We start from the raw sequence: 20789 nt of genomic DNA on the forward strand, positions 1-20789 counted from the left end.
AGACCGCACTCGCAGCCTGACCACCACACCAATGGTGTCCGTCAAAGCGGAACAAGCTCAGTCATGGCCGCGCGGGCTGGACGGCGATATCAGCGGGGCACTGACGGCGCGTGGGCTCTGAGCGAAGCTCGTCGACCGCCCAGCGCAGACCAGATCGCTGTAGTTACTCGGCCAGCGGACGCCAGCCACACTCCCCATGCGAACAGGCCAAGTCACGGATGAAGCCGAGAAGCTTCCTTGCCGGAGCCCGGGAACAGCGATTGCCTTTCGCGTGAATGGAATCACCGTGGAGGGGTCATGACCTTCAAGAAGCGCTACCACATCGCTGCAGCCGCCCTCGTACTCGGGCTGGGAGCTCAGACATTTGCAGCTCCGTCAGCTACCGCTGAGTCGACGCGCTCGTTCGCAGCATCCGAAGAGGCAGTTCCGGGCGTTGCCCCGTTAGACGCCGATTCGACTGCTGTCTACTTAGACGGCTCAGGCAAGGAAATAGACATGTCAGCGGGCGAGGAGTCCACGTCAACTCCATCGGCCCTTGCAGGGTGCACGCCCTACAGCGGACGGGACAACCCCCACTACTCCAGGGGAGACGTTTCCGGTCACGGCTGGTGGAAGAAGGGGACCTGCACCAAGGACCGTGCCGACGTGTACAACTGCCTGTATGAGTGGTACACGGACAACTCCTGGCGCCAGAAGGCGTGCTCGCCGAAGAAGAGACTTCGGCCGTACACCGGAAGTGGCGATCGCACAGTGGCGCGCGAAGTGTGACGGCCGGCAGGAGACTTCATGGCGCAACCACGTGGATGTCGATGTAGTCGGCCAAGGTGACACCGCCGACCGGCCCTACAGGCAGGCCCAGGTCAACTGTCGGGTCTACTAGTCTGCGACATAGTTGAAGAACGGAAAGATAAGGGAGCCAGCGTGTCGGACGGCAGTATCTCAGCGCAGCCGGGCGTTATGCCTGGAGCCCGGCGGAGCGCGGGCATGATGTTCGCCGCTCTGTACGGCACGCTGGCTCCCCACTCATGGCACTCTGCGGATTCGGAGCCCGACGCCTATTCGCTGTTCCACGATGGTTCGATCGCGATGGGATGGCTCGACGACACGTCAGCCGGGGGCGGTTCCGAGGATCGCATGACCCGTGCACCCGGGCTTTGGGGCATGAACGACGCCGGGTGGGACCACCCACTGGAGACGGCCGGAACCGGCCTGATCGCGTGGTTCCAGGTAGAGGCCAGCGCAGTCGCCGACGACCGGCCATTGCCGGTACGTCCTTTCTTGCGATGCGCCGAGGCCGCGACAGCACGCGCCGGCACCCAGGACCTGTCCGCGGTGCAGCTTCTCCTACCGGTACAGGGCCTCGACCCTGCCTCGCGCCCCCCGTACGCGCCCGTGCCGGCCATGCTGACCAAGGAGTGGTTCGCTCAGAGCGCCCCGCACGCGAGGACCCGTGTGCAGGTCCACATCAGCAGCGGCCAGAACCCGGCATTCCCCGGTCTCTCACAGCAACTCGCCGACCACATCGCTCACCTGGACCAGGACGTCTTCACGTACGAGATCCACGAGGTGGCCGACCATGACGCCGTGATCCCTCCTCCGATCGACGACGGCGCCTGGGACGGACCGCCCCGGCACAGCGTGACGATGCGCGGAGAACTCGCAGAATGGACAGTGGACGCGATCGGATGGCTCAGCGAAGTGATCGCCGATTGTTACGCCTCCCTCGGGCTCCGCACACCTCTGCTGCTCACCGTCACACACACCCGACGACCCTGAGCCGATGACGAAGGCCGCGACACTGCGCAAAAGGGCCTGACTGAGGCCTATCTGCCTGCGCACGCCGGAACAGCTTGCCGCGAGTTCGAACGTGGCACAGCCGCCCCCACCAGTAAGGCGGGCCGAGCAGTCGCGTGCGCGAGAAACCGTGTGGTGAGGGAGGAACCCCGCCCCTATGGTGGGCCGATGGCGCTGATCAGGCAGGTCCAGGTCACCTTCGACTGCGCGGAACCCGAGCGCGTCGCCCGCTTCTGGTGCGAGGTACTGGGGTACGTCGTCCCGCCGCCACCGGAGGGCTTCGCCACCTGGGGCGAGTTCGACCGCACGCTGCCGCCTGAGCGTCAGGGGGCGGCGTTCGCCTGCACGGATCCCTCGGGTGCGGGCCCACGGCTGTTCTTCCAGCGCGTTCCCGAGAGCAAGGTCGTCAAGAACCGGCTGCATCTCGACGTGCGGGTCGGCACCGGGCTCGTGGGTGAGGAGCGCCTGGCCGCACTGGAGGCCGAATGCGCACGGCTGGTCGCGCTCGGCGCGGTACGCGGGCGGCTGCTGCGCGCCGACGGCGTCAACGAGTCGTGCCTCGGCATGCAGGACGTCGAGGGCAACGAGTTCTGCCTCGACTGAGCAGCCGCGAACCCGACCGCAGGACCGCGCGGAGTGCCTCAGCCGGGCGCGGGCGCGGGTTCAGCCGCGCACGCCGCACAGGTGCAGCAGGGCCGCCACCTGGCGGTAGGGGTCGGTGCGGCCGGCCCGCTCCTCGGCGGCGAACAACCGGTCCCACTCCTCGCCCTCGGGCACCGACGCGCCGTCGGGTGCCTGATCGGTGAAGACCCGGACGCCGTACCACTGGTGCAGCGGCGCGTTGATGCCCACCAGGTGGGCGGTGAGCGCGTCGAGCCGGTCGGCGCGGGCGGCGACCCCGAGCCGGTTGGTGTAGGCGGGGTCGTCGAAGGCGGCCTGCGCGCCCGTCCAGTCCCCGGCGAGACCGGGCCGCATCGCGAGCGCGGCGGCGTTGCGCACCAGCAGCGACAGCAGCCCGCCCGGGGCCAGCACCCGGGCCAGCCCGGCGAGCATCGGACCGGGCTCGTCGATGTACATCAGCACACCGTGGCAGAGCACGACGTCGAAGGTGCCCGGATCGAAGTGCGCGCCCGTCTCCCGGCCGTCGCCGGCCAGCAGCCGCACCCGGTCGCGTATGCCCTCGGGCTCCCCCGCGAGCGCGGCGCGGGCGGCGTCAAGCATCACCGGGTCGGGCTCCAGGCCCGTCACCTCGTGTCCGGCACGGGCCAGGCGCAGCGCCTGCACGCCCTGCCCCGGGCCGACGTCCAGCACCCGCAGGCGCCGGCCGACGGGGAAGCGGGCGGTTATCTGCTCGTCGAGCTGCCAGGCCACCAGCGACTGCCGGACCTCGTCCCGCAGCCGTCCGGCGCCGTCCAGCCACCGTTCGGCGGCGTCCCCGCCGAACTCCAGTACTCCGGTCATCAGCGGCGGGGGGCCTCACCACGGGCCACCTGGGGCTTGGGCAGCCGCATGCGGCGCATCTGCAGGGTGCGCATCAGGCCGTACATCGTGGCGCCACGCAGGTTCTCGTTCGGCAGGCGCTCCTGGAGCGCCTTCTTGAGCCGGAACCGGGTGAACACCGAATCGACGACGATCATGATGATCACGCCCATCCAGAGCAGCAGCGAGATGTTCTTCGCCTGAGCCGACTCAATCAGGCTCATCACCAGGATGAACACCGCGATCGGCAGGAAGAACTCCGCCACGTGCCACTTGGAGTCGATGAAGTCGCGGGTGAAACGGCGCACCGGACCCCGGTCACGCAGCGGCAGGTACCGCTCGTCACCGGTGGCGAGCGCCTCGCGCTGCTTCGCCAGTTCGGCGCGGCGCAGCTCACGCGACCGCTTGGCGGCCTCCTTGCGGTTGGCCGGCGGCTTGGAGAGGCTGCGTCGCTGGGACTGGGCCTCCCGTCGCTTGGGCGTAGGGCGGCCCTTGGGCGCCTGCGGGTTGCGGGTCGACTGCGTCAGGTCCTCGGTCGCCGGGGCGGGCGCGGCCTGCTCATCCTTGGAACGGCTTCGGAACACGAGCCAAGAGTACGTCGTGCCCGGGTATGGGCCCCACCCCCGGTGGGAACGATCCGGCAACGGTGGAACCGCACCGCGCGCGCGTCGCACGTTTCCTCGGGGCCGCGTCTACTCCCTGAGCGGGAGAAGGCGGCTGGCACGATCGTCCTGGAGAATGAGCGCATCCGGCGCCGAACAGTGCGGTAATGGAACCAGGGCCCGTAGTGTGGGTCCTGAGAAGGTGCGCAAGGCTCAAGTCCGTTACGAAGGGGGCGCGCGAGGCCCATGAGCGGTGTCATGAAGCGGATGGGGATGCTTTTCCGCGCGAAGGCCAACAGGGCCCTGGACCGGGCTGAGGACCCGCGCGAAACGCTGGACTACTCGTACCAGAAGCAGCTCGAACTGCTGCAGAAGGTGCGTCGCGGTGTCGCCGACGTGGCGACCTCCCGCAAACGTCTCGAACTGCAGCTCAACCAGCTGAACGGCCAGTCGGACAAGCTGGCCGAGCAGGGCAAGAAGGCGCTGGCGCTGGGCCGGGAGGACCTCGCCCGCGAGGCGCTGTCCCGTCGTGCCGCCCTCCAGCAGCAGGTCTCCGACCTCCAGGTGCAGCACCAGACGCTGCAGGGCGAGGAGGAGAAGCTGACGCTCGCCGCGCAGCGGCTGCAGGCCAAGGTGGACGCCTTCCGCACGAAGAAGGAGACCATCAAGGCCACCTACACCGCGGCGCAGGCGCAGACCCAGATCGGCGAGGCCTTCTCCGGCATCTCCGAGGAGATGGGCGACGTCGGCATGGCGATCCAGCGGGCGGAGGACAAGACCGCGCAGCTCCAGGCCCGTTCCGGGGCCATCGACGAGCTGCTCGCCTCCGGGGCGCTGGACGACCCCACCGGCACCGCCAAGGACGACATCACCGCGGAGCTGGACCGCATCTCCGGCGGCTCGGACGTCGAGCTGGAGCTGCAGCGCATGAAGGCGGAGCTGGCCGGCGGTACCAGCGGTGGCCAGCAGGCCATCGAGGGTGGCGACGGCACGGCGCAGGACCCCCGGGGCCAGAGCGCCCCCAGGTTCGACAAGCAGTGACGACAGTGGCTCTGAGCCCCGTGAGAAGGAGCGCAGCGTGATCGTAAGGATCATGGGGGAAGGCCAGGTGAAGCTGGACGACAGCCACTTCGCCGAGCTCAACAAACTGGACGACGAGCTGCTGGCGGAGATGGAGAGCGGTGACGAGGACGGTTTCCGGCGCACGCTGGAGGCCCTTCTCGACGCCGTCCACCAGCTGGGCTCGCCTATGGCGGACGACGTGCTGGAGCCGTCCGAGCTGATCCTCCCCGAGCGGGGGGCGACGATCGACGAGGTCCGCGCGATGCTCAGCGACGAGGGCCTGATCCCGCTGGAGCCCGGCAGCTGAACACCCGGACGCAGCAACCGCCGGTGCCCCGGCTCCCCTGAACCCCCGGGAGCCGGGGCACCGGCGTCTTCCGGGCGCACCCAGCCGCTCGCACCGGACCAACCGTTCCCACCGAACCGTCCGGGCGCGCCACGCCGGTCGGGCGCACCCGGACGGGTGGTTCAGTCCTGGGCCTCCTGCAGGCTCATCGGCCCGTAGATCTTGCTCCCGTCCTCGAAGAGCGTCACCTGGTCGACGCCGCCGTCGAGCAGCTCCTTCCAGATCTCCCCGATCCAGGACTCCGCGTCGCCCTGCGTGGAGAAGTCCTCAACCGCCACCGGGGAACCGGTCTCCGTACCGTCGGCCTTCTCGAACCGCCACGTCCACGCCATGTCCGCCTCCAGGAGATCATCGGCATCACTGCCCGCAGCGTACTCGTGACGCAGCGGTCCGCAGGCGGGGTCCCCGCGCTTTCCCGGCCCGGACAGGAGACGATCGTCAGGTGGACGTGACTCTGCTCGGCACCGGCGCCCCCGCCGGCCTCCCCTGCCCCGGCTGCTCCTGCGCGGTGTGCGCGACGGCCGTCGGCGAGCACGCCCGTGCCGCCACCGCACTGCTCGTGGACGGGCTCCTGCTGGTCGACCTCACCCCCGGTCCGGCGTTCGCGGCAGCGCGGGCCGGCCAGTCGCTCCAGGGCGTGCGCCAGGTGGTGCTGTCGCATCCGCAGGACGGCCCGCCGCTGGAGTTCCCCGCCGGGCTGCCCGCGCCGGTGCGGGTGCCGGACGGGCAGCGGCTGTCGCTGATCAGCGGGCACCGGGTGCGCGCGGTGGCGCTGGACGCGCCCGGCACCGGCTACGAGGTCGGCGGCCCGGACGGGCGCCGGCTGCTGTACCTGCCGCCCGGCGGGGCGCCCGCCGGGCCGGCCGGACCGCCGGGCGGCGAACCCTACGACCTGGTGCTGCTCGACGTGGTGAACCGCCCCGAGGCGCTGGCCCGGCTGCGGGCCGCCGGAGCCGTCGGGCCGACGACCGACGTGGTGGCCGTGCACCTGGGCCACCAGGTGCCGCCGGGCGTCGAGCTGCGCCGCCGCCTGGCGGCGCTGGGCGCGCGCTGTGTGCCGGACGGCACGACGCTGACCGTCGGCGACTACCGCCGGGTGCCGGACATCCCACGGCGGACCCTGGTGCTGGGCGGGGCGCGGTCGGGCAAGTCGGTGGAGGCGGAGCGGCGGCTCGCCGCGTTCCCCGAGGTCCTGTACGTGGCGACCGGCGGCACCCGCAGCGGCGACCGGGAGTGGGCGGAGCGCGTCCGGCTGCACCGGGACCGGCGGCCCTCCGGCTGGCGGACGGTCGAGACCTGCGACCTGGTGCCGCTGCTGGCCGACGAGCAGGGGCCGCCGCTGCTGGTGGACTGCCTGGCCCTGTGGCTGACCGACGCGATGGACGCGGTGGACGCCTGGACGGACGAGGTGTGGGCCAACGGCGGTGCCCGCAGGCTCGCCGCGCGGGTCGCGGAACTGGCGGAGGCGTTCCGGGAGACCGGGCGGACGGTGGTCACGGTCAGCAACGAGGTCGGCTCGGGCGTGGTGCCCGCCACCGCGTCGGGCCGCCGGTTCCGGGACGAGCTGGGCCGCCTCAACGCGGCGGTGGCCGCCGAGTGCGAGCACGTGCTGCTCGTGACCGCCGGCATCGCCAGCCCGCTGCGGGGCTGAACCGGCGGCGGGCACGGCACGCGGGACGCAGTCTCGCGCAGCCCCGGGCCGCGGGGCGGGGCCACGGGGCTGCGGAGCTACGGGGCCGCGGAGGGCCGGTAATCTCACCGCATGAGTGAAGACCGGCTGGACCTCGACGACTTCGGCAACCTCATCGAGCGCCCCGACGGCGGCATCCGGCGCGACGCCGAGGAGCGCCGCGCGCGGACCGCTCCGGCCCCCGGCTCCCTCGGCCGGCTGGACGAGCTGGGCGAGTGGCTGGCCGCCGCGCAGGGCCGCGTCCCCGCGCAGTACCTCAGCCGGCCGCGCATGGTCGTCTTCGCCGGGGACCACGGCGTGGCCTCGCTCGGCGTGTCCGCCCGTCCGGCCGGTTCCGCCGTCGAGCTGGTACGGGCCGCACTGGACGGGGAGAGCGCCGCCGCGGTGCTGGCCCGCCGGGCCGGGGTGCCGGTGCGGATCGTCGACGTGTCCGTGGACTGCGACCCGGCGGAGCTGCCCGCCGAGGTCACCCGCTTCCGGGTGCGGCGCTCCGGTGGGCGCGCCGACATCGAGGACACCCTGACGCCGGCCGAGGCCGAGCAGGCGTTCCGTGCGGGCATGGCCGTCGCGGACGAGGAGGCAGACGCGGGCACCGACCTGGTGGTGCTCGGCGACCTGAGCGTCGGCGGCACGACGGCCGCCGCGATCCTCGTCGCGGCGCTGTGCGGCACCGACGCTTCGGTGGTCACCGGCCGGGGCGGCACCCCCGTCGACGACCTCGTCTGGATGCGCAAGTGCGCGGCCATCCGCGACGGGCTGCGCCGCGCCCGTCCGGTGCTCGGGGACCAGCTGCAGCTGCTCGCCGCCGTCGGCGGCGCGGACCTCACCGCCATCACCGGGTTCCTGCTGCAGTGCGCGGTCCGGCGCACGCCGGTGGTGCTCGACGGCGTCGTGTCGGCCGCGTGCGCCCTGGTGGCGCAGCGGGTCGCGTTCCGCGCGCCCGACTGGTGGCTGGCCGGGCACCGCAGCGGGGAGCCGGCGCAGGCGAAGGCGCTGGACCGGATGTCGCTCGACCCGCTGCTGGACCAGCGGGTGACCGCCGGGGAGGGCACCGGCGCGCTGCTCGCCCTGCCCCTGGTGCTGGCCGCCTCGGCGCTCGCCGCGGAACTGCCGGCCCGGCCGGAGGAGCCGGAGGCCGCCGCCGAACCGGAGGTCCTGGACGCCACCTGACGGGAGCCGCCCGACGGGACGCCACCCGAGCGGTCCACGCGGCTGCCGTGGCGGCCCGCGCGGCGCTCAGTCCCGGTCGGGCGCGCCGGCCACCGCGTCGTCGAAGCGCCGCCGCAGCACGCCCCACCGGGCGTCGTGCCGGGTGGCGCGGCGCCGGGCCGCGGCGCGGGCCCTGGGGCGCCGCCGGTAGAGGCGGCGTGCCCACGGTGAGCCGGGCCGGGCCAGCCGCACCGCGCCGACCAGCGACACCAGCGGCACGAGCACGCCCAGCACCGCCATCCGGAACTTGCCCTTGGCCAGCGCCACCAGCGAGCAGCAGACGTGGAAGGCCACCGTGCCGAGCACCGCGGTCCGGTCACCGCGCTCGTCCTCGGTGAGGCCGTCCGTGCCGAACGGGGCGAAGCCGAGCAGCAGCAGACCCAGCAGCGCCGAGGTGAGCACCACCGCCTCCACGCTCTTGCGGCCGTTCTCGCTCCAGTACACGTCCGACAGGTGCAGCACCAGGGCGAACTCGTCGAGCACCAGGCCGGCGCCCGTGCCGAACACCAGCGCCGTGGCGTAGGCGACGGCGGACGCGTCGGGTGTGCCGATGCCCGCCGCGAACCCGCCGAAGCCTCCGACGACCATCAGCACGACACCGGGCACCACGTGGTGGACGTGCACGCCGCCGGAGGAGACGTTGCGGAACGGGCCGTGCCCGGCCCGGATCAGCCGGGTCACCGTGCGGGTGAGGAGGAACGTCGTCAGGAACGCCAGAAGCGCCAGCGTCAGCGGGAGCTTGCCCGTGTCGAGGATGTCGCGCTGCCACCAGTCACCCATGGCCACAGGGTCGGCCGCCGGGGGCGGTTAGCCTGTCGCCCGATGAACGACACACCGGCACGTCCCACGGACGGCCCGCGCTTCGCCTTCGGCACGCTGACCGTGCTGCCCGTCAAGGTCACCCGCTGGGACCGGGAGGCGGCGCGGGCCGGCATGCTCTGCGCCCCGCTGGCCGGCGTGGTGGTCGGGCTGCTGGCCGCGGCGGCGGGTGGTCTGCTGCTGCTGGCGGGGGCCGGTCCGCTGCTGGCCGCGGCGGTGACGGTGGCGGTGCCCGCGGCGCTCACCCGCGGGCTGCACCTGGACGGGCTGGCCGACGTGGCGGACGGGCTGGGCAGCGGCAGAGACGCCGACGGGGCGCTGCGGGTGATGAAGCAGTCCGACATCGGGCCGTTCGGTGTGCTCACCCTGGTGCTCGTGCTGCTGGTCCAGGTGGCGGCGGTGGCCGAGCTGTACGCCGCCGGCTGGGCGGCGGGCGGCGCGGCGGTCGTGGTGGCCGCCACCGCGGCCCGCGCGGCGCTCACCGCCGCCGCCCGCCGCGGTGTGCCGGCGGCGCGGCCGGAGGGGCTCGGCGCGGCGGTCGCCGGCACCGTGCCGGTGCCCGGTGCGGTGGCGGTCGCCGCTGTGACCGCGGCGGCGTCCGCCGCCGTTCTGGGCGCGGCGGGCGGCGTGCTCGGGGCCGTGCAGGGCGCGGTGGCGGTGCTGGCCGCGCTGGGATGCGCCGAGGTGCTGCTGCGGCACTGCCGGCGGCGGCTGGGCGGGGTCACCGGGGACGTGTTCGGGGCGCTCGCCGAAGTGGCCGCCACCGCGGCGCTGCTGGTGCTCGCCCTCGGATGAGACCGCTCGCCGCCGGGCGGGCGGGCGCTGCGGCGGGCGTCGCGGGACCTGACCCGTGAGGCGCACGGCGCGCAGGCGTAGGCTCGGGGCTCTCAGAAACCGACGAACAGGATCGCCACCACCGTGACTGCACTCACCCTGAGCTCATCGTCCGCCGCGACGCTGCGTGCGGACGTCGTTGTCATCGGCATCGCCAAAAGCGGTAAGCCGAACGGCACTCCTTCCGTCGCCCCGGGCGCGGAGGCCGTCGAGAAGGCTTTCGGCGGCAAGCTCGGTGCCACCCTGGAGACGCTCGGCGCGAGCGGGGGTGAGGGCGAGGTCACCAAGCTGCCCGCACCTGACGGCCTGAAGGCTCCCGTCGTGCTGGCCGTCGGCCTGGGCGACGCGCCCGCCGACGGTGCCTCCTTCTCCCCCGAGTCGCTGCGCAGGGCGGCCGGTTCGGCTGCCCGTGCCCTCACCGGCACCGCCAAGGCCGGGTTCGCGCTGCCCCTGACGGACGGCGCCGAGTCGGTCGCCGCCGTCGCCGAGGGCGCGCTGCTGGGCGCCTACACGTTCCGCGCCTACCGCAGCAAGGGCAAGGACAAGGGCAAGAACGGCGCGAAGGACTCCGGCGCACCGCTGGCCGAGATCGCCGTGCTGGGCGCGAAGTCCCGCGACAAGCAGCACAAGGCCGCCGCCGAGCGCGCCACGGTGCTCGCCGAGGAGGTCGCGCGGGCCCGGGACCTGATCAACATGCCGCCCAACGACCTGTACCCGGGCACGTTCGCGGAGCAGGCCAAGGCCGCCGGCAAGGAGTTCAGCGTCAAGGTCGAGGTGCTGGACGAGAAGGCGCTCGCCAAGGGCGGCTACGGCGGCATCCTGGGCGTCGGGCAGGGCTCGCAGAACCCGCCGCGCCTGGTCCGCCTGTCCTACACGCACGCCAAGGCGGCCAAGACGCTCGCCCTGGTCGGCAAGGGCATCACCTACGACTCGGGCGGCATCTCGCTGAAGCCGGCCGGCCACAACGAGACCATGAAGTGCGACATGAGCGGTGCCGCCGCGGTGTTCTCCGCCGTGGTCGCCGCCGCCCGCCTCGGGCTGAAGGTCAACGTGACGGGCTGGCTGGCGCTGGCGGAGAACATGCCCTCCGGCAACGCGACGCGCCCGGGCGACGTGCTGAACATGTACAACGGCACGACGGTGGAGGTGCTCAACACCGACGCCGAGGGCCGCCTGGTCCTGGCCGACGCCCTGACCCGCGCCTGCGAGGAGTCCCCGGACGCCGTGGTGGACGTGGCGACGCTGACCGGCGCGATGGTGCTGGCGCTCGGCAACCGGATCTTCGGCATCATGTCCAACGACGAGGCGTTCCGCGCCGAGATCCACGAGACGGCCGAGCAGGCCGGCGAGCAGGCGTGGCAGATGCCGCTGCCCGTCGAGCTGCGCAAGGGCATGGACTCGCCCGTGGCGGACATCGCCAACATGGGTGAGCGTATGGGCGGCGGCCTGGTCGCCGGCCTGTTCCTGAAGGAGTTCGTCTCCGAGGGCACCCCGTGGGCGCACCTGGACATCGCCGGTCCCGCGTTCAACGAGTCGGGCCCCTTCGGCTACACGCCCAAGGGCGGCACCGGCTCCGCCGTGCGCACCCTGGTCCGGCTGGCCGAGCGCACCGCGGACGGCGCGCTGGGCTGACCGCCGCACGTACCGGCCGGCCCGCCCCTCGGCGGGCCGGCCGCCTGCTGCGCCGCCCGCGCCCGCCCACGCCGACCGTGACGTCCCGCCGCGGGGTTTGGGTTGCCGCTTTCCGCGCACCCGGTCCTGCGGGCGGCCGGCGGGGCGCGGCGCGGCAGGTCGCCGGTGTGTTCGCCCAGAGCGATCCCCGTCACGTACCTGCCGGTAGAAGCGCCCTGAGTGCCGTGGTTCTGGCGGTACGACCGCTTGGTCACCCCTGGGACCCCGGCCCGGCGTCCCACCGCCCGCCAACAAGTGCGAAGATGTTGTACCGGCAGGACAGGGGCCCGCTGAATCCGAAGGGCCGAAGCAAGTAGCGGCCGCACATACAGCCGCCCGGTCATAGCCGACCGGCTCCGGCGCACCCATGCATGGAGGACGTGACGTGGCGAACGACGCCAGCACCGTTTTCGACCTAGTGATCCTCGGAGGCGGTAGCGGCGGTTATGCCGCCGCCCTGCGCGCTTCGCAGCTGGGCCTGGACGTCGCCCTGATCGAGAAGGGCAAGGTCGGCGGCACCTGTCTGCACAACGGCTGCATCCCCACCAAGGCGCTGCTGCACGCCGGAGAGGTCGCCGACGCCGCGCGCAACAGCGCCGAGTTCGGTGTCAAGGCCACCTTCGAGGGCATCGACATGGCGGCGGTCAACAAGTACAAGGACGGCGTGATCTCCGGCCTGTACAAGGGCCTCCAGGGCCTGATCGCCTCCCGCAAGATCACCTACGTGGAGGGTGAGGGCCGGCTGTCCTCCGCCACCTCGGTGGACGTGAACGGCACCCGCTACGAGGGCCGCCACATCCTGCTGGCGACCGGCTCCGTGCCGCGTTCCCTGCCGGGTCTGGAGATCGACGGCAACCGGATCATCTCCTCCGACCACGCGCTGGTCATGGACCGCGTGCCGCAGTCCGCGATCGTGCTCGGCGGCGGTGTCATCGGCGTCGAGTTCGCTTCGGCCTGGAAGTCCTTCGGCACGGACGTGACCATCGTCGAGGGCCTGCCCCACCTGGTCCCCGCCGAGGACGAGAACAGCTCGAAGTTGCTGGAGCGCGCGTTCCGCAAGCGCGGCATCAAGTTCTCCCTCGGCTCGTTCTTCGAGAAGGCCGAGTACACCGAGAACGGCGTCAAGGTCAGCCTGGCGAACGGCAAGGAGTACGAGGCGGAGGTGCTGCTCGTCGCCATCGGCCGCGGCCCCGTGTCGCAGGGCCTGGGCTACGAGGAGGCCGGGGTCGAGATGGACCGCGGCTTCGTCCTGGCCGACGAGTACTGCCGCACCAACGTCGAGACCGTCTCGGCCGTCGGCGACCTCATCCCCACCCTCCAGCTGGCGCACGTCGGCTTCGCCGAGGGCATCCTCGTCGCGGAGCGGCTGGCCGGGCTGAAGGTCGTCCCCATCGACTACGACGGTGTCCCCCGGGTGACGTACTGCCACCCCGAGGTCGCCTCGGTGGGCATCAGCGAGGCCAAGGCCAAGGAGGTGTACGGCGCCGACAAGGTCGTGACGCTCAAGTACAACCTCGGCGGCAACGGCAAGAGCAAGATCCTCAAGACCGCGGGCGAGATCAAGCTCGTCCAGGTACGCGACGGTGCCGTGGTCGGCGTCCACATGGTCGGCGACCGGCTCGGCGAGCAGGTGGGCGAGGCCCAGCTGATCTACAACTGGGAAGCGATGCCGGCCGAGGTCGCGCAGCTCATCCACGCCCACCCGACGCAGAACGAGGCCCTCGGCGAGGCCCACCTGGCCCTCGCCGGCAAGCCGCTGCACTCCCACGACTGAGCCGGTCGGGCGCGACCGCACGACCACATTCGCACTTCCCCGGGCGCACACGAGCAGTCCGAGCCCGGGGAGACCATCGTTAGGAGCAACAGAAACCATGGCGGTTTCCGTAACCCTTCCGGCGCTCGGCGAGAGCGTCACCGAGGGCACCGTCACCCGTTGGCTCAAAGCCGAGGGTGAGCGCGTCGAGGCCGACGAGCCGCTGCTCGAGGTCTCCACCGACAAGGTCGACACCGAGATCCCCGCCCCCGTCGCGGGTGTGCTGTCCTCCATCAAGGTCGCCGAGGACGAGACGGTCGAGGTCGGCGCCGAGCTGGCGCTGATCGACGACGGCTCCGCCGCGGACGACGAGGCCGCCGCTCCGGCCGCCGAGCCGGCGCAGCAGGCCGAACCGGAGCCCGCACCGCAGCAGCAGGCGCAGCCCGAGCCGCAGCAGGCCGAGCAGCAGCAGGCCGAGCCCGCGCAGAAGCCCGCACCGGACCAGAAGCAGGGCGGTGCCTCCGGCACCGACGTCGTGCTGCCGGCGCTGGGTGAGAGCGTGACCGAGGGCACCGTCACCCGGTGGCTGAAGGAGGTCGGCGAGTCCGTCGAGGCCGACGAGCCGCTGCTCGAGGTCTCCACCGACAAGGTCGACACCGAGATCCCCGCCCCCGTCGCCGGCACCCTGCTGGAGATCCTGGTGGGCGAGGACGAGAGCGCCGAGGTCGGCGCCAAGCTCGCCGTCATCGGCGAGGCCGGTGCGGCCCCCGCCCAGCAGGCCGAGCCGCAGCCCGAGCCGGCCCAGCAGGCCGAGCCCGAGCCGCAGCAGGCCGCGCCCGCGAAGCCGCAGCAGCCGGCACCGGCCGCGCAGCAGCAGGCGCCGGCCCCGCAGTCCGCTCCCGCGCCGCAGCAGCCCGCTGCCGGCGGAGGCGAGGGCGCCTACGTGACCCCGCTGGTGCGCAAGCTCGCCGGTGAGAACAGCGTGGACCTGTCCTCGGTGAAGGGCACCGGCGTCGGCGGCCGCATCCGCAAGCAGGACGTGCTGGCTGCCGCCGAGGCGGCGAAGGCGCAGGCCCCGGCCGCCTCCTCGCCCGCGGCCTCCGGACCCAGGTCCCCGGCTCTTGAGGCGTCGCCGCTGCGCGGTCAGACGGTCAAGATGTCGCGGATCCGCAAGGTCATCGCCGAGAACATGATGAAGGCGCTGCACAACCAGGCGCAGCTGTCCTCCGTCGTCGAGGTCGACGTCACCCGCGTGATGCGGCTGCGGCAGCAGGCCAAGGAGGGCTTCCTGGCGCGCGAGGGCGTCAAGCTGTCCCCGATGCCGTTCTTCGTGAAGGCCGCCGCCGAGGCGCTGAAGGCCCACCCGGTCGTCAACGCCAAGATCAACGACGACGGCACCGTCACCTACCACGACGTCGAGAACATCGGCATCGCGGTGGACTCGGAGAAGGGCCTGATGGTCCCGGTCATCAAGGGTGCGGGCGACCTCAACATCGCCGGCATCGCGAAGAAGACCGCGGAGCTGGCCGGCCGGGTGCGTACCGGCAAGCTCAGCCCGGACGACATGTCCGGCGGCACGTTCACGATCAGCAACACCGGCTCGCGCGGTGCGCTGTTCGACACGATCATCGTGAACTACCCGCAGGTGGCCGAGCTGGGCATCGGTGCGACCGTGCGCCGCCCGGTCGTCATCGACCACCCGGAGCTGGGTGAGACCATCGCCATCCGCGACATGGTCTACCTGACGCTCTCCTACGACCACCAGCTGGTCGACGGTGCCGACGCCGCCCGCTACCTGAGCGCGGTCAAGGCCCGCCTGGAGGCAGGCGAGTTCGAGGGCGAGCTGGGTCTCTGACCCGCTCCCCGTCTGCACGGCGGTGCCCCGCCCGGAGACCTCTCCGGGCGGGGCACCGCCGTCTGCGGTCCGCCCCTGGGACCCGGGGCGGACCGGGCGGCTTCCCGCGGCGGGTGGATCGGGCCACCGCGCGGCACGGCTGCCGGGTGCGGCGCCGTATCGTCAGGGAACGACAGTTAGGAGCCCCCATGACCCCGCCGGTCGTCCACTCGCTGCGCGAGCAGATCCGCGAGCACCTCGTGGAGGGCATCGTCAGCGGCAGGTGGAAGCCGGGCGAGCGGATCGTGGAGCGCCGGATCGCGGTGGAGCTGGAGGTCAGCCAGACACCGGTCCGCGAGGCGCTGCGGGAGCTGGAGACGCTGCGCCTCATCGAGTCGGCGCCGAACAAGGGCGTGCGGGTGCGGGCGCTGTCGGCGGCGGACCTGGAGGAGATCTACCCCGTGCGGGCGGGCCTGGAGCAGATCGCCGCAGAGGCGGCGGCCCCCCGGCTGGCCGCCGACGTGTCGGCGCTGGAGCCGCACGTGCGGGCGCTGTACGCGGCGGACCGGGCGGGGGACGCGGAGGCCCAGGTGCGGCACACCGTGGCCTTCCACCGGGAGCTGGTGCGGGCCTCGGGCAACAGCGTGCTGCTGCACACCTGGGAGTCGCTGGGCATCGAGGTCTGGACGGCCCTGTCGATCCGCTGGCTGGGCACGGTGCAGGAGTCCTACGCGGAGGAGCACGAGGCGCTGGTGGAGGCGTTCAGGTCCGGTGATCCGCGGGTGGCCGAGCTGGTGAAGGACCACGTGCTGGGTTGCGCACCCCGCCCGTGACAGCCCGCCCGTGACAGCCCGCCCGTGACAGCCCGCCCAAGTCCGCCGGTGACATCCCGCCGGTGACTCCGCCGCCGGTGACGTCCCCGCAGTGACTCCCGCCCGTCCCGATGGGGACCAGCGCGCGGCAGCACCTTACGCACCGAACATCACTTTTCTCCCTGCACTGGGTGCCCGCTTCAGTGGCACGGAATGCCAACTTTGCCCGGCGAAAGCTCTTTTTGGCTCCGACACTTTGATCGATCATCGATCGCGACTTACAGTCGACCCCGCGGGCGCACCCCTGTCCTGCCTGCCCCGAACACCCCGCACCGTCCCCATCCCGGAAGGCGGCCTCATGACCGACCCCGTGTCCCCCCGTACCAGCGAGCTCGACCAGCTCGTGGACCGCGACCCGCAGGAGACCGCCGAGTGGCGCGAGTCCCTGGACGCCGTCACCACGGCCGCGGGGCCGCATCGCGCCGCCTACCTGGTACGCAGGACCGTCGAGCACGCCCGGCACAGCGGGCTGGCCGTGCCGTCCCTGCTGGAGACGGACTACGTCAACTCCATCCCGACCGACGCCGAGCCGGAGCACCCCGGTGACGAGGCGATGGAGTCCCGCATCACCGCCTGGAACCGCTGGAACGCCGCCGCGATCGTCACCCGCGGCAGCCGCCACGGCGTCGGCGGCCACATCGCCACCTTCGCCTCCGCGGCCTGGCTCTACGAGACGGGCTTCCAGCACTTCTTCCGCGGCAAGGAGGACGCCGGATCGCACGGCTCCGGCGACCAGCTCTACATCCAGGGCCACGCCTCCCCCGGCATCTACGCCCGCGCCTTCCTCGACGGGCGGCTCAGCGAGCAGCACCTCGACCACTTCCGCCAGGAGGCGGGCGGCCAGGGGCTGCCGTCCTACCCGCACCCGCGGCGGCTGCCGTGGATGTGGGAGTTCCCGACCGTCTCCATGGGCCTGGGCCCGCTGTCCGCGATCTACCAGGCGCGTTTCAACCGCTACCTGACGCACCGCGGCATCAAGGACACCTCCGCCTCGCACGTGTGGGCGTTCCTCGGCGACGGCGAGATGGACGAGCCCGAGTCGACGGCCTCCCTCGCCCTGGCCGCCCGCGAGGGCCTGGACAACCTGACCTTCGTCATCAACTGCAACCTGCAGCGCCTCGACGGTCCGGTCCGCGCCAACTTCAAGATCGTGCAGGAACTGGAGGCCCAGTTCCGGGCCGCCGGCTGGAACGTGGTCAAGTCCCTGTGGGGCAGTGCCTGGGACGAGCTGTTCCGGCTCGACACCACCGGCGCGCTGCTGCGCCGCCTGCGCGAGGTGCCGGACGCCCAGTTCCAGACCTACGCCACCCGTGACGCGGCCTACATCCGCGAGCACTTCTTCGGCGCCGACCCGGCCCTGGTGGAGATGGCCGGGCTGATCGGCGACGCGAAGATCGCCGAGTGCTTCCAGAGGTCCCGGGCCGGGCACGAGCCGCGCAAGGTGTACGCCGCCTACCGGGCCGCCGTCGAGCACAAGGGCGCGCCGACCGTGATCCTCGCGCAGACGGTGAAGGGCCACACTCTCGGGCCGGGCTTCGAGTCCCGCAATGCCAACCACCAGATGAAGAAGCTCTCCGGCAAGGAGTTCCGCGCCATGCGGGACCTGCTGGACCTGCCCATTCCCGACGCGCGGCTCGACGACGACCTCGTCCCCTACGCCCACCCCGGCCCGGACTCGCCGGAGGTCCGCTACCTCCAGGAGCGCCGCGCCGCCCTCGGCGGCCCGGCACCGGCCCGGCGGGTGCATCCGGTGGCGCTGCCCGAACCGCCGCAGAAGGCGTTCCAGGCGGGCGAGAGGGGTTCGGGCTCGCAGCCCGTCGCCACCACCATGGCGTTCGTCCGGCTGGTCAAGGACCTCATGCGGGACAAGGAGACCGGCGCCCGCTGGGTGCCGATCGTGCCGGACGAGGCCCGTACCTTCGGCATGGAGGCGCTGTTCCCGTCGGCGGGCATCTACTCGCCGCTGGGGCAGACCTACGAGCCGGTCGACCGCGACCAGCTGATGTACTACAAGGAGGCCAAGGACGGCCAGATCCTCAACGAGGGGATCACCGAGGCCGGGGCCGTGGCCGACTTCACCGCCGCCGCCACGTCGTACGCGACGCACGGCGAGCCGATGATCCCGTTCTACATCTTCTACTCGATGTTCGGCTGGCAGCGCACCGCCGACCAGTTCTGGGCGCTCGGCGACCAGCTCGGCCGGGGCTTCGTGGTCGGCGCGACCGCGGGACGCACCACGCTGACCGGCGAGGGCCTGCAACACGCGGACGGCCACTCGCCGCTGATCGCGGCGACCAACCCGGCGGCGCTGAGCTACGACCCCGCGTTCGCCTACGAGGTCGGCGTCATCGTCCGCGAGGGCCTGCGCCGCATGTACGGCCCGGACACCGGCCAGGATCAGAACGTCTTCTACTACCTGACGGTCTACAACGAGCCGATGCCGCAGCCGGCGATGCCGCCGGGTGTCGAGGAGGGCATCGTCCGCGGCCTCTACCGGTTCCGCGAGGCGGATCTCGCCGCCCTGCCGAAGGCCGACGCGACCGACACCCCGCGCATCCAGCTGCTCGCCTCGGGCACGGCCGTGCACTGGGTGCTGGAGGCGCAGCGGCTGCTGGCCGAGGACTGGGGCGTGGGCGCCGACGTGTGGTCGGCGACGTCCTGGGGTGAGCTGCGCCGGGACGCGCTGGACTGCGACGCCGCCGCGCTGCGCGGCGAGGACCGCACGCCGTGGGTGACCCGCGCGCTCGCCGGCGCGCCCGGCCCGGTGCTGGCCGTCAGCGACTGGATGCGCCAGGTCCCGGACCAGATCAGCCAGTGGGTGCCGCAGGAGTACTCCTCGCTCGGCACGGACGGCTTCGGCCTCTCCGACACCCGTGAGAACGCGCGCCGACACTTCGGCGTCGACGCGCCCTCGATCGTGGTGGCGGCACTGGCGCAGCTCGCACGGCGCGGTGACGTGAAGCGGGAGACGGTCAGGCTCGCGGCGGAGCGGTACGGCCTGAGCTGAGGTTCCCGCACAGGCGAGAGCGCCCCCGGCCGGAGGCTTCCGGCCGGGGGCGCTCCGGTACGGCAGGGGGTCGGCCGCTGACTCAGGCCGGCGGACCGGTCTGAGCGTCGGCCTCCGGCTCGACCTCCTGGGGGTGGCCCCGCAGCTTGAGGATGGCCGCGATCAGGCCGCCCCACACGATGACGATGGAGATGATCATCATCACGATGGCACCGGTGGACATCAGCTGTTCCTCTCGTCGGGGGCGGCCGGGGGCTCCTGGGTGTCGGTGACCACCGGGACGCCTTCCTCCGGTGGCAGGTCACTGGGCCGCCGCCAGGGGATCAGGGCGATGAGTACGGCGACGACCAGCGCGCCGATGGCCGCGCCCCAGCCCCACCAGATCAGGAAGCCCGTGTCGTAGCCCTCGTAGTTCTCCGACAACTCCTGGCGGAGTGCGTCGACCAGCATCCAGCCGAGCACGACCGGCGTGATGACGCCCAGGCAGATCTTCCACCAGTGGCCGAGCCGCACCGCGGACGTCGCGTCGGCGTCCTTCTGCAGGGACGGGAGCCGGCGCAGCACCCACGCGATCGTGATCACGCTGACCAGCGCGGCGAGCGCGATGCCGTACTGGTTGATGAAGTGGTCGGAGGCGTCCAGCAGGTACAGGCCGCCGTCCGTGGGGAACAGCACGAGGGAGACCAGCGCGACAGCCCCGCCGCAGACCAGCACGGCCGGCACCCGGGCCATCCCGGTGCGGTCCTGCACGGCGGAGACCACCACCTGCACGATGCTGATCAGGGAGGACAGGCCGGCGATCACCAGCGAGCCGAAGAAGAGCACGCCGAACAGGGTGCCCAGCGGCATGTTGGAGATGATCGTCGGGAAGGCCACGAAGGCCAGTCCCAGGCCGCCCTGCACGTCGCCGACCTCACCGCCGGTGCTGGCGGCGAGGAAGCCCAGCGTGGCGAAGACGCCGATGCCGGCGAGCAGTTCGAAGGAGCTGTTGGCGAAGCCGGCCACCAGCGCGGAGCCGGTCAGGTCGGCCCGGCGGCGCAGGTAGGAGGCATAGGTGATCATGATGCCGAAGCCGATGGACAGCGAGAAGAAGATCTGCCCGTAGGCCGCCACCCACACCTTGCCGTCGGTGAGCGCGTCCCAGTCGGGTGAGAAGAACGCGTCCAGCCCGAGAGAGGCGCCCTCCAGCGTGACGGCCCGGATGACGAGCGCCACGAAGAAGACGACGAGCAGCGGGATGAAGATCTTGTTCGCGGCCTCGATGCCGCGCCGCACGCCGAAGGCGAGGATGACCAGGACGGCCACCCACACGAACAGCAGCGGCCAGAAGACCCCGCTGACGTAGGTCGAGGATGTGCCGGGCTCCTCGCCGAGCTTGAGGAAGTCCCCGAACAGGAAGCTCTCGGGGTCCCCGCCCCACTGCTGACCGACGGAGAACCCCACGTAGCGCACGGCCCAGGCGAGGATGACCGCGTAGTAGGTGGCGATGACGAAGCAGATCGCGACCTGCCACCAGCCGATGAACTGCGCCGGTTTGGCCAGTTGCCGGTACGCGGCCGGCGGGGACTGGCGGTACTTGCGGCCGATCGTGTACTCGAGGATCAGCAGCGGCAGACCGGCGGTGAGAAGGGCGATGAGGTAGGGCAGCAGAAACGCTCCGCCACCGTTGCTGTAGGCCTCGGCCGGGAATCTCCAGATGTTGCCCAGCCCGATCGCGGAACCGATCGCGGCAAGCAGGAATCCCGCCCGAGTGCCCCACTGCTCGCGGGGTTTAGTGACCATGGCTCAAATCCTTGGTGACGGTAGAGGTGACCGAA

The 20789-nt window shown here is 72.1% G+C and carries 19 protein-coding genes; 13 read left to right on the forward strand and 6 right to left on the reverse strand.

Features of this window, described 5'->3' with window-relative positions; all coding sequences use genetic code 11:
* Positions 1-297 precede the first annotated feature (297 nt).
* From QNO07_RS25650 to QNO07_RS25660, 3 genes are all read left to right on the forward strand, one after another.
* Complete coding sequence (locus QNO07_RS25650; RefSeq protein WP_283994846.1) at positions 298-768, forward strand: hypothetical protein; 471 nt, start codon at positions 298-300, stop codon at positions 766-768.
* Positions 769-984: 216 nt separating this feature from the next.
* On the forward strand, positions 985-1776 hold the full coding sequence (locus QNO07_RS25655; protein WP_283994847.1) for a hypothetical protein: 792 nt from the start codon (positions 985-987) through the stop codon (positions 1774-1776).
* Between the two features lie 186 nt (positions 1777-1962).
* Positions 1963-2397, forward strand: coding sequence for a VOC family protein (locus QNO07_RS25660; RefSeq protein ID WP_283994849.1), 435 nt, complete (start codon positions 1963-1965; stop codon positions 2395-2397).
* Positions 2398-2457: 60 nt separating this feature from the next.
* Here QNO07_RS25660 and QNO07_RS25665 read toward each other — a convergent pair whose 3' ends face one another.
* Together QNO07_RS25665 and QNO07_RS25670 are read right to left on the reverse strand one after the other, a co-directional pair.
* Positions 2458-3255: a class I SAM-dependent methyltransferase gene (locus QNO07_RS25665; RefSeq protein WP_502961941.1), complete on the reverse strand. Its 798-nt coding sequence runs from the start codon at positions 3253-3255 to the stop codon at positions 2458-2460.
* The gene (locus QNO07_RS25670; RefSeq protein ID WP_283994851.1) at positions 3255-3857 is read right to left on the reverse strand and encodes a DUF3043 domain-containing protein; all 603 of its coding nucleotides are present in this window, start codon (positions 3855-3857) and stop codon (positions 3255-3257) included. The genes QNO07_RS25665 and QNO07_RS25670 overlap by 1 nt, the downstream gene beginning before the upstream one ends.
* A gap of 276 nt (positions 3858-4133) precedes the next feature.
* Here QNO07_RS25670 and QNO07_RS25675 point away from each other — a divergent pair, with 276 nt between their 5' ends.
* Both QNO07_RS25675 and pspAA read left to right on the forward strand, forming a co-directional pair.
* Positions 4134-4916, forward strand: coding sequence for a PspA/IM30 family protein (locus QNO07_RS25675; RefSeq protein WP_283994893.1), 783 nt, complete (start codon positions 4134-4136; stop codon positions 4914-4916).
* Between the two features lie 37 nt (positions 4917-4953).
* Entirely contained in the window at positions 4954-5244 is a 291-nt protein-coding gene (gene pspAA / locus QNO07_RS25680; protein ID WP_283994852.1) for a PspA-associated protein PspAA, read from the forward strand.
* A gap of 161 nt (positions 5245-5405) precedes the next feature.
* Here pspAA and QNO07_RS25685 read toward each other — a convergent pair whose 3' ends face one another.
* Entirely contained in the window at positions 5406-5615 is a 210-nt protein-coding gene (locus QNO07_RS25685; RefSeq protein WP_283994854.1) for a hypothetical protein, read from the reverse strand.
* Between the two features lie 110 nt (positions 5616-5725).
* Here QNO07_RS25685 and QNO07_RS25690 point away from each other — a divergent pair, with 110 nt between their 5' ends.
* Both QNO07_RS25690 and cobT read left to right on the forward strand, forming a co-directional pair.
* On the forward strand, positions 5726-6934 hold the full coding sequence (locus QNO07_RS25690) for a bifunctional adenosylcobinamide kinase/adenosylcobinamide-phosphate guanylyltransferase (protein WP_283994855.1): 1209 nt from the start codon (positions 5726-5728) through the stop codon (positions 6932-6934).
* A gap of 111 nt (positions 6935-7045) precedes the next feature.
* Positions 7046-8143, forward strand: a complete 1098-nt coding sequence (gene cobT / locus QNO07_RS25695; protein ID WP_283994856.1) for a nicotinate-nucleotide--dimethylbenzimidazole phosphoribosyltransferase — start codon at positions 7046-7048, stop codon at positions 8141-8143.
* A gap of 66 nt (positions 8144-8209) precedes the next feature.
* Here the strand turns inward: cobT and QNO07_RS25700 are convergent, their stop codons facing one another.
* Complete coding sequence (locus QNO07_RS25700; RefSeq protein WP_283994857.1) at positions 8210-8962, reverse strand: hypothetical protein; 753 nt, start codon at positions 8960-8962, stop codon at positions 8210-8212.
* A gap of 42 nt (positions 8963-9004) precedes the next feature.
* On the opposite strand from QNO07_RS25700, the gene QNO07_RS25705 reads away from it, so the two are divergent.
* The 6 genes from QNO07_RS25705 (at position 9005) to aceE (ending at position 18972) form a co-directional block, all read left to right on the forward strand.
* Positions 9005-9796: an adenosylcobinamide-GDP ribazoletransferase gene (locus tag QNO07_RS25705; protein WP_283994859.1), complete on the forward strand. Its 792-nt coding sequence runs from the start codon at positions 9005-9007 to the stop codon at positions 9794-9796.
* A gap of 123 nt (positions 9797-9919) precedes the next feature.
* Complete coding sequence (locus tag QNO07_RS25710) at positions 9920-11467, forward strand: leucyl aminopeptidase (RefSeq protein WP_283994861.1); 1548 nt, start codon at positions 9920-9922, stop codon at positions 11465-11467.
* A gap of 424 nt (positions 11468-11891) precedes the next feature.
* A complete protein-coding gene (gene lpdA, locus QNO07_RS25715; RefSeq protein ID WP_283994862.1) occupies positions 11892-13280 on the forward strand; it encodes a dihydrolipoyl dehydrogenase in 1389 nt (462 codons plus the stop codon).
* A 97-nt stretch (positions 13281-13377) separates the two neighbouring features.
* Complete coding sequence (gene sucB, locus QNO07_RS25720) at positions 13378-15114, forward strand: 2-oxoglutarate dehydrogenase, E2 component, dihydrolipoamide succinyltransferase (protein WP_283994863.1); 1737 nt, start codon at positions 13378-13380, stop codon at positions 15112-15114.
* A gap of 188 nt (positions 15115-15302) precedes the next feature.
* Complete coding sequence (locus QNO07_RS25725; RefSeq protein WP_283994864.1) at positions 15303-15926, forward strand: GntR family transcriptional regulator; 624 nt, start codon at positions 15303-15305, stop codon at positions 15924-15926.
* A 337-nt stretch (positions 15927-16263) separates the two neighbouring features.
* Positions 16264-18972: a pyruvate dehydrogenase (acetyl-transferring), homodimeric type gene (gene aceE, locus QNO07_RS25730; RefSeq protein WP_283994865.1), complete on the forward strand. Its 2709-nt coding sequence runs from the start codon at positions 16264-16266 to the stop codon at positions 18970-18972.
* Positions 18973-19054: 82 nt separating this feature from the next.
* Here aceE and QNO07_RS25735 read toward each other — a convergent pair whose 3' ends face one another.
* Complete coding sequence (locus tag QNO07_RS25735) at positions 19055-19195, reverse strand: methionine/alanine import family NSS transporter small subunit (protein WP_283994866.1); 141 nt, start codon at positions 19193-19195, stop codon at positions 19055-19057.
* Positions 19195-20754 (reverse strand): sodium-dependent transporter, encoded by a 1560-nt coding sequence (locus QNO07_RS25740; protein WP_283994867.1) that lies wholly within the window; start codon positions 20752-20754, stop codon positions 19195-19197. The genes QNO07_RS25735 and QNO07_RS25740 overlap by 1 nt, the downstream gene beginning before the upstream one ends.
* Between the last annotated feature and the right edge of the window lie 35 nt (positions 20755-20789).

This window comes from Streptomyces sp. 549 (assembly GCF_030124175.1).
GTDB lineage: Bacteria > Actinomycetota > Actinomycetes > Streptomycetales > Streptomycetaceae > Streptomyces.

Excerpts from the sequence above, each read along its gene's own strand:
- QNO07_RS25650 (WP_283994846.1), top strand. The coding sequence starts at position 298 with ATGACCTTCAAGAAGCGCTACCACATCGCTGCAGCCGCCCTCGTACTC.
- QNO07_RS25655 (WP_283994847.1), top strand. The coding sequence starts at position 985 with ATGATGTTCGCCGCTCTGTACGGCACGCTGGCTCCCCACTCATGGCAC.
- QNO07_RS25660 (WP_283994849.1), top strand. The coding sequence starts at position 1,963 with ATGGCGCTGATCAGGCAGGTCCAGGTCACCTTCGACTGCGCGGAACCC.
- QNO07_RS25665 (WP_502961941.1), bottom strand. The coding sequence starts at position 3,255 with ATGACCGGAGTACTGGAGTTCGGCGGGGACGCCGCCGAACGGTGGCTG.
- QNO07_RS25675 (WP_283994893.1), top strand. The coding sequence starts at position 4,134 with ATGAAGCGGATGGGGATGCTTTTCCGCGCGAAGGCCAACAGGGCCCTG.
- QNO07_RS25685 (WP_283994854.1), bottom strand. The coding sequence starts at position 5,615 with ATGGCGTGGACGTGGCGGTTCGAGAAGGCCGACGGTACGGAGACCGGT.
- cobT (WP_283994856.1), top strand. The coding sequence starts at position 7,046 with ATGAGTGAAGACCGGCTGGACCTCGACGACTTCGGCAACCTCATCGAG.
- QNO07_RS25700 (WP_283994857.1), bottom strand. The coding sequence starts at position 8,962 with ATGGGTGACTGGTGGCAGCGCGACATCCTCGACACGGGCAAGCTCCCG.
- QNO07_RS25705 (WP_283994859.1), top strand. The coding sequence starts at position 9,005 with ATGAACGACACACCGGCACGTCCCACGGACGGCCCGCGCTTCGCCTTC.
- sucB (WP_283994863.1), top strand. The coding sequence starts at position 13,378 with ATGGCGGTTTCCGTAACCCTTCCGGCGCTCGGCGAGAGCGTCACCGAG.
- QNO07_RS25725 (WP_283994864.1), top strand. The coding sequence starts at position 15,303 with ATGACCCCGCCGGTCGTCCACTCGCTGCGCGAGCAGATCCGCGAGCAC.
- aceE (WP_283994865.1), top strand. The coding sequence starts at position 16,264 with ATGACCGACCCCGTGTCCCCCCGTACCAGCGAGCTCGACCAGCTCGTG.
- QNO07_RS25735 (WP_283994866.1), bottom strand. The coding sequence starts at position 19,195 with ATGTCCACCGGTGCCATCGTGATGATGATCATCTCCATCGTCATCGTG.
- QNO07_RS25740 (WP_283994867.1), bottom strand. The coding sequence starts at position 20,754 with ATGGTCACTAAACCCCGCGAGCAGTGGGGCACTCGGGCGGGATTCCTG.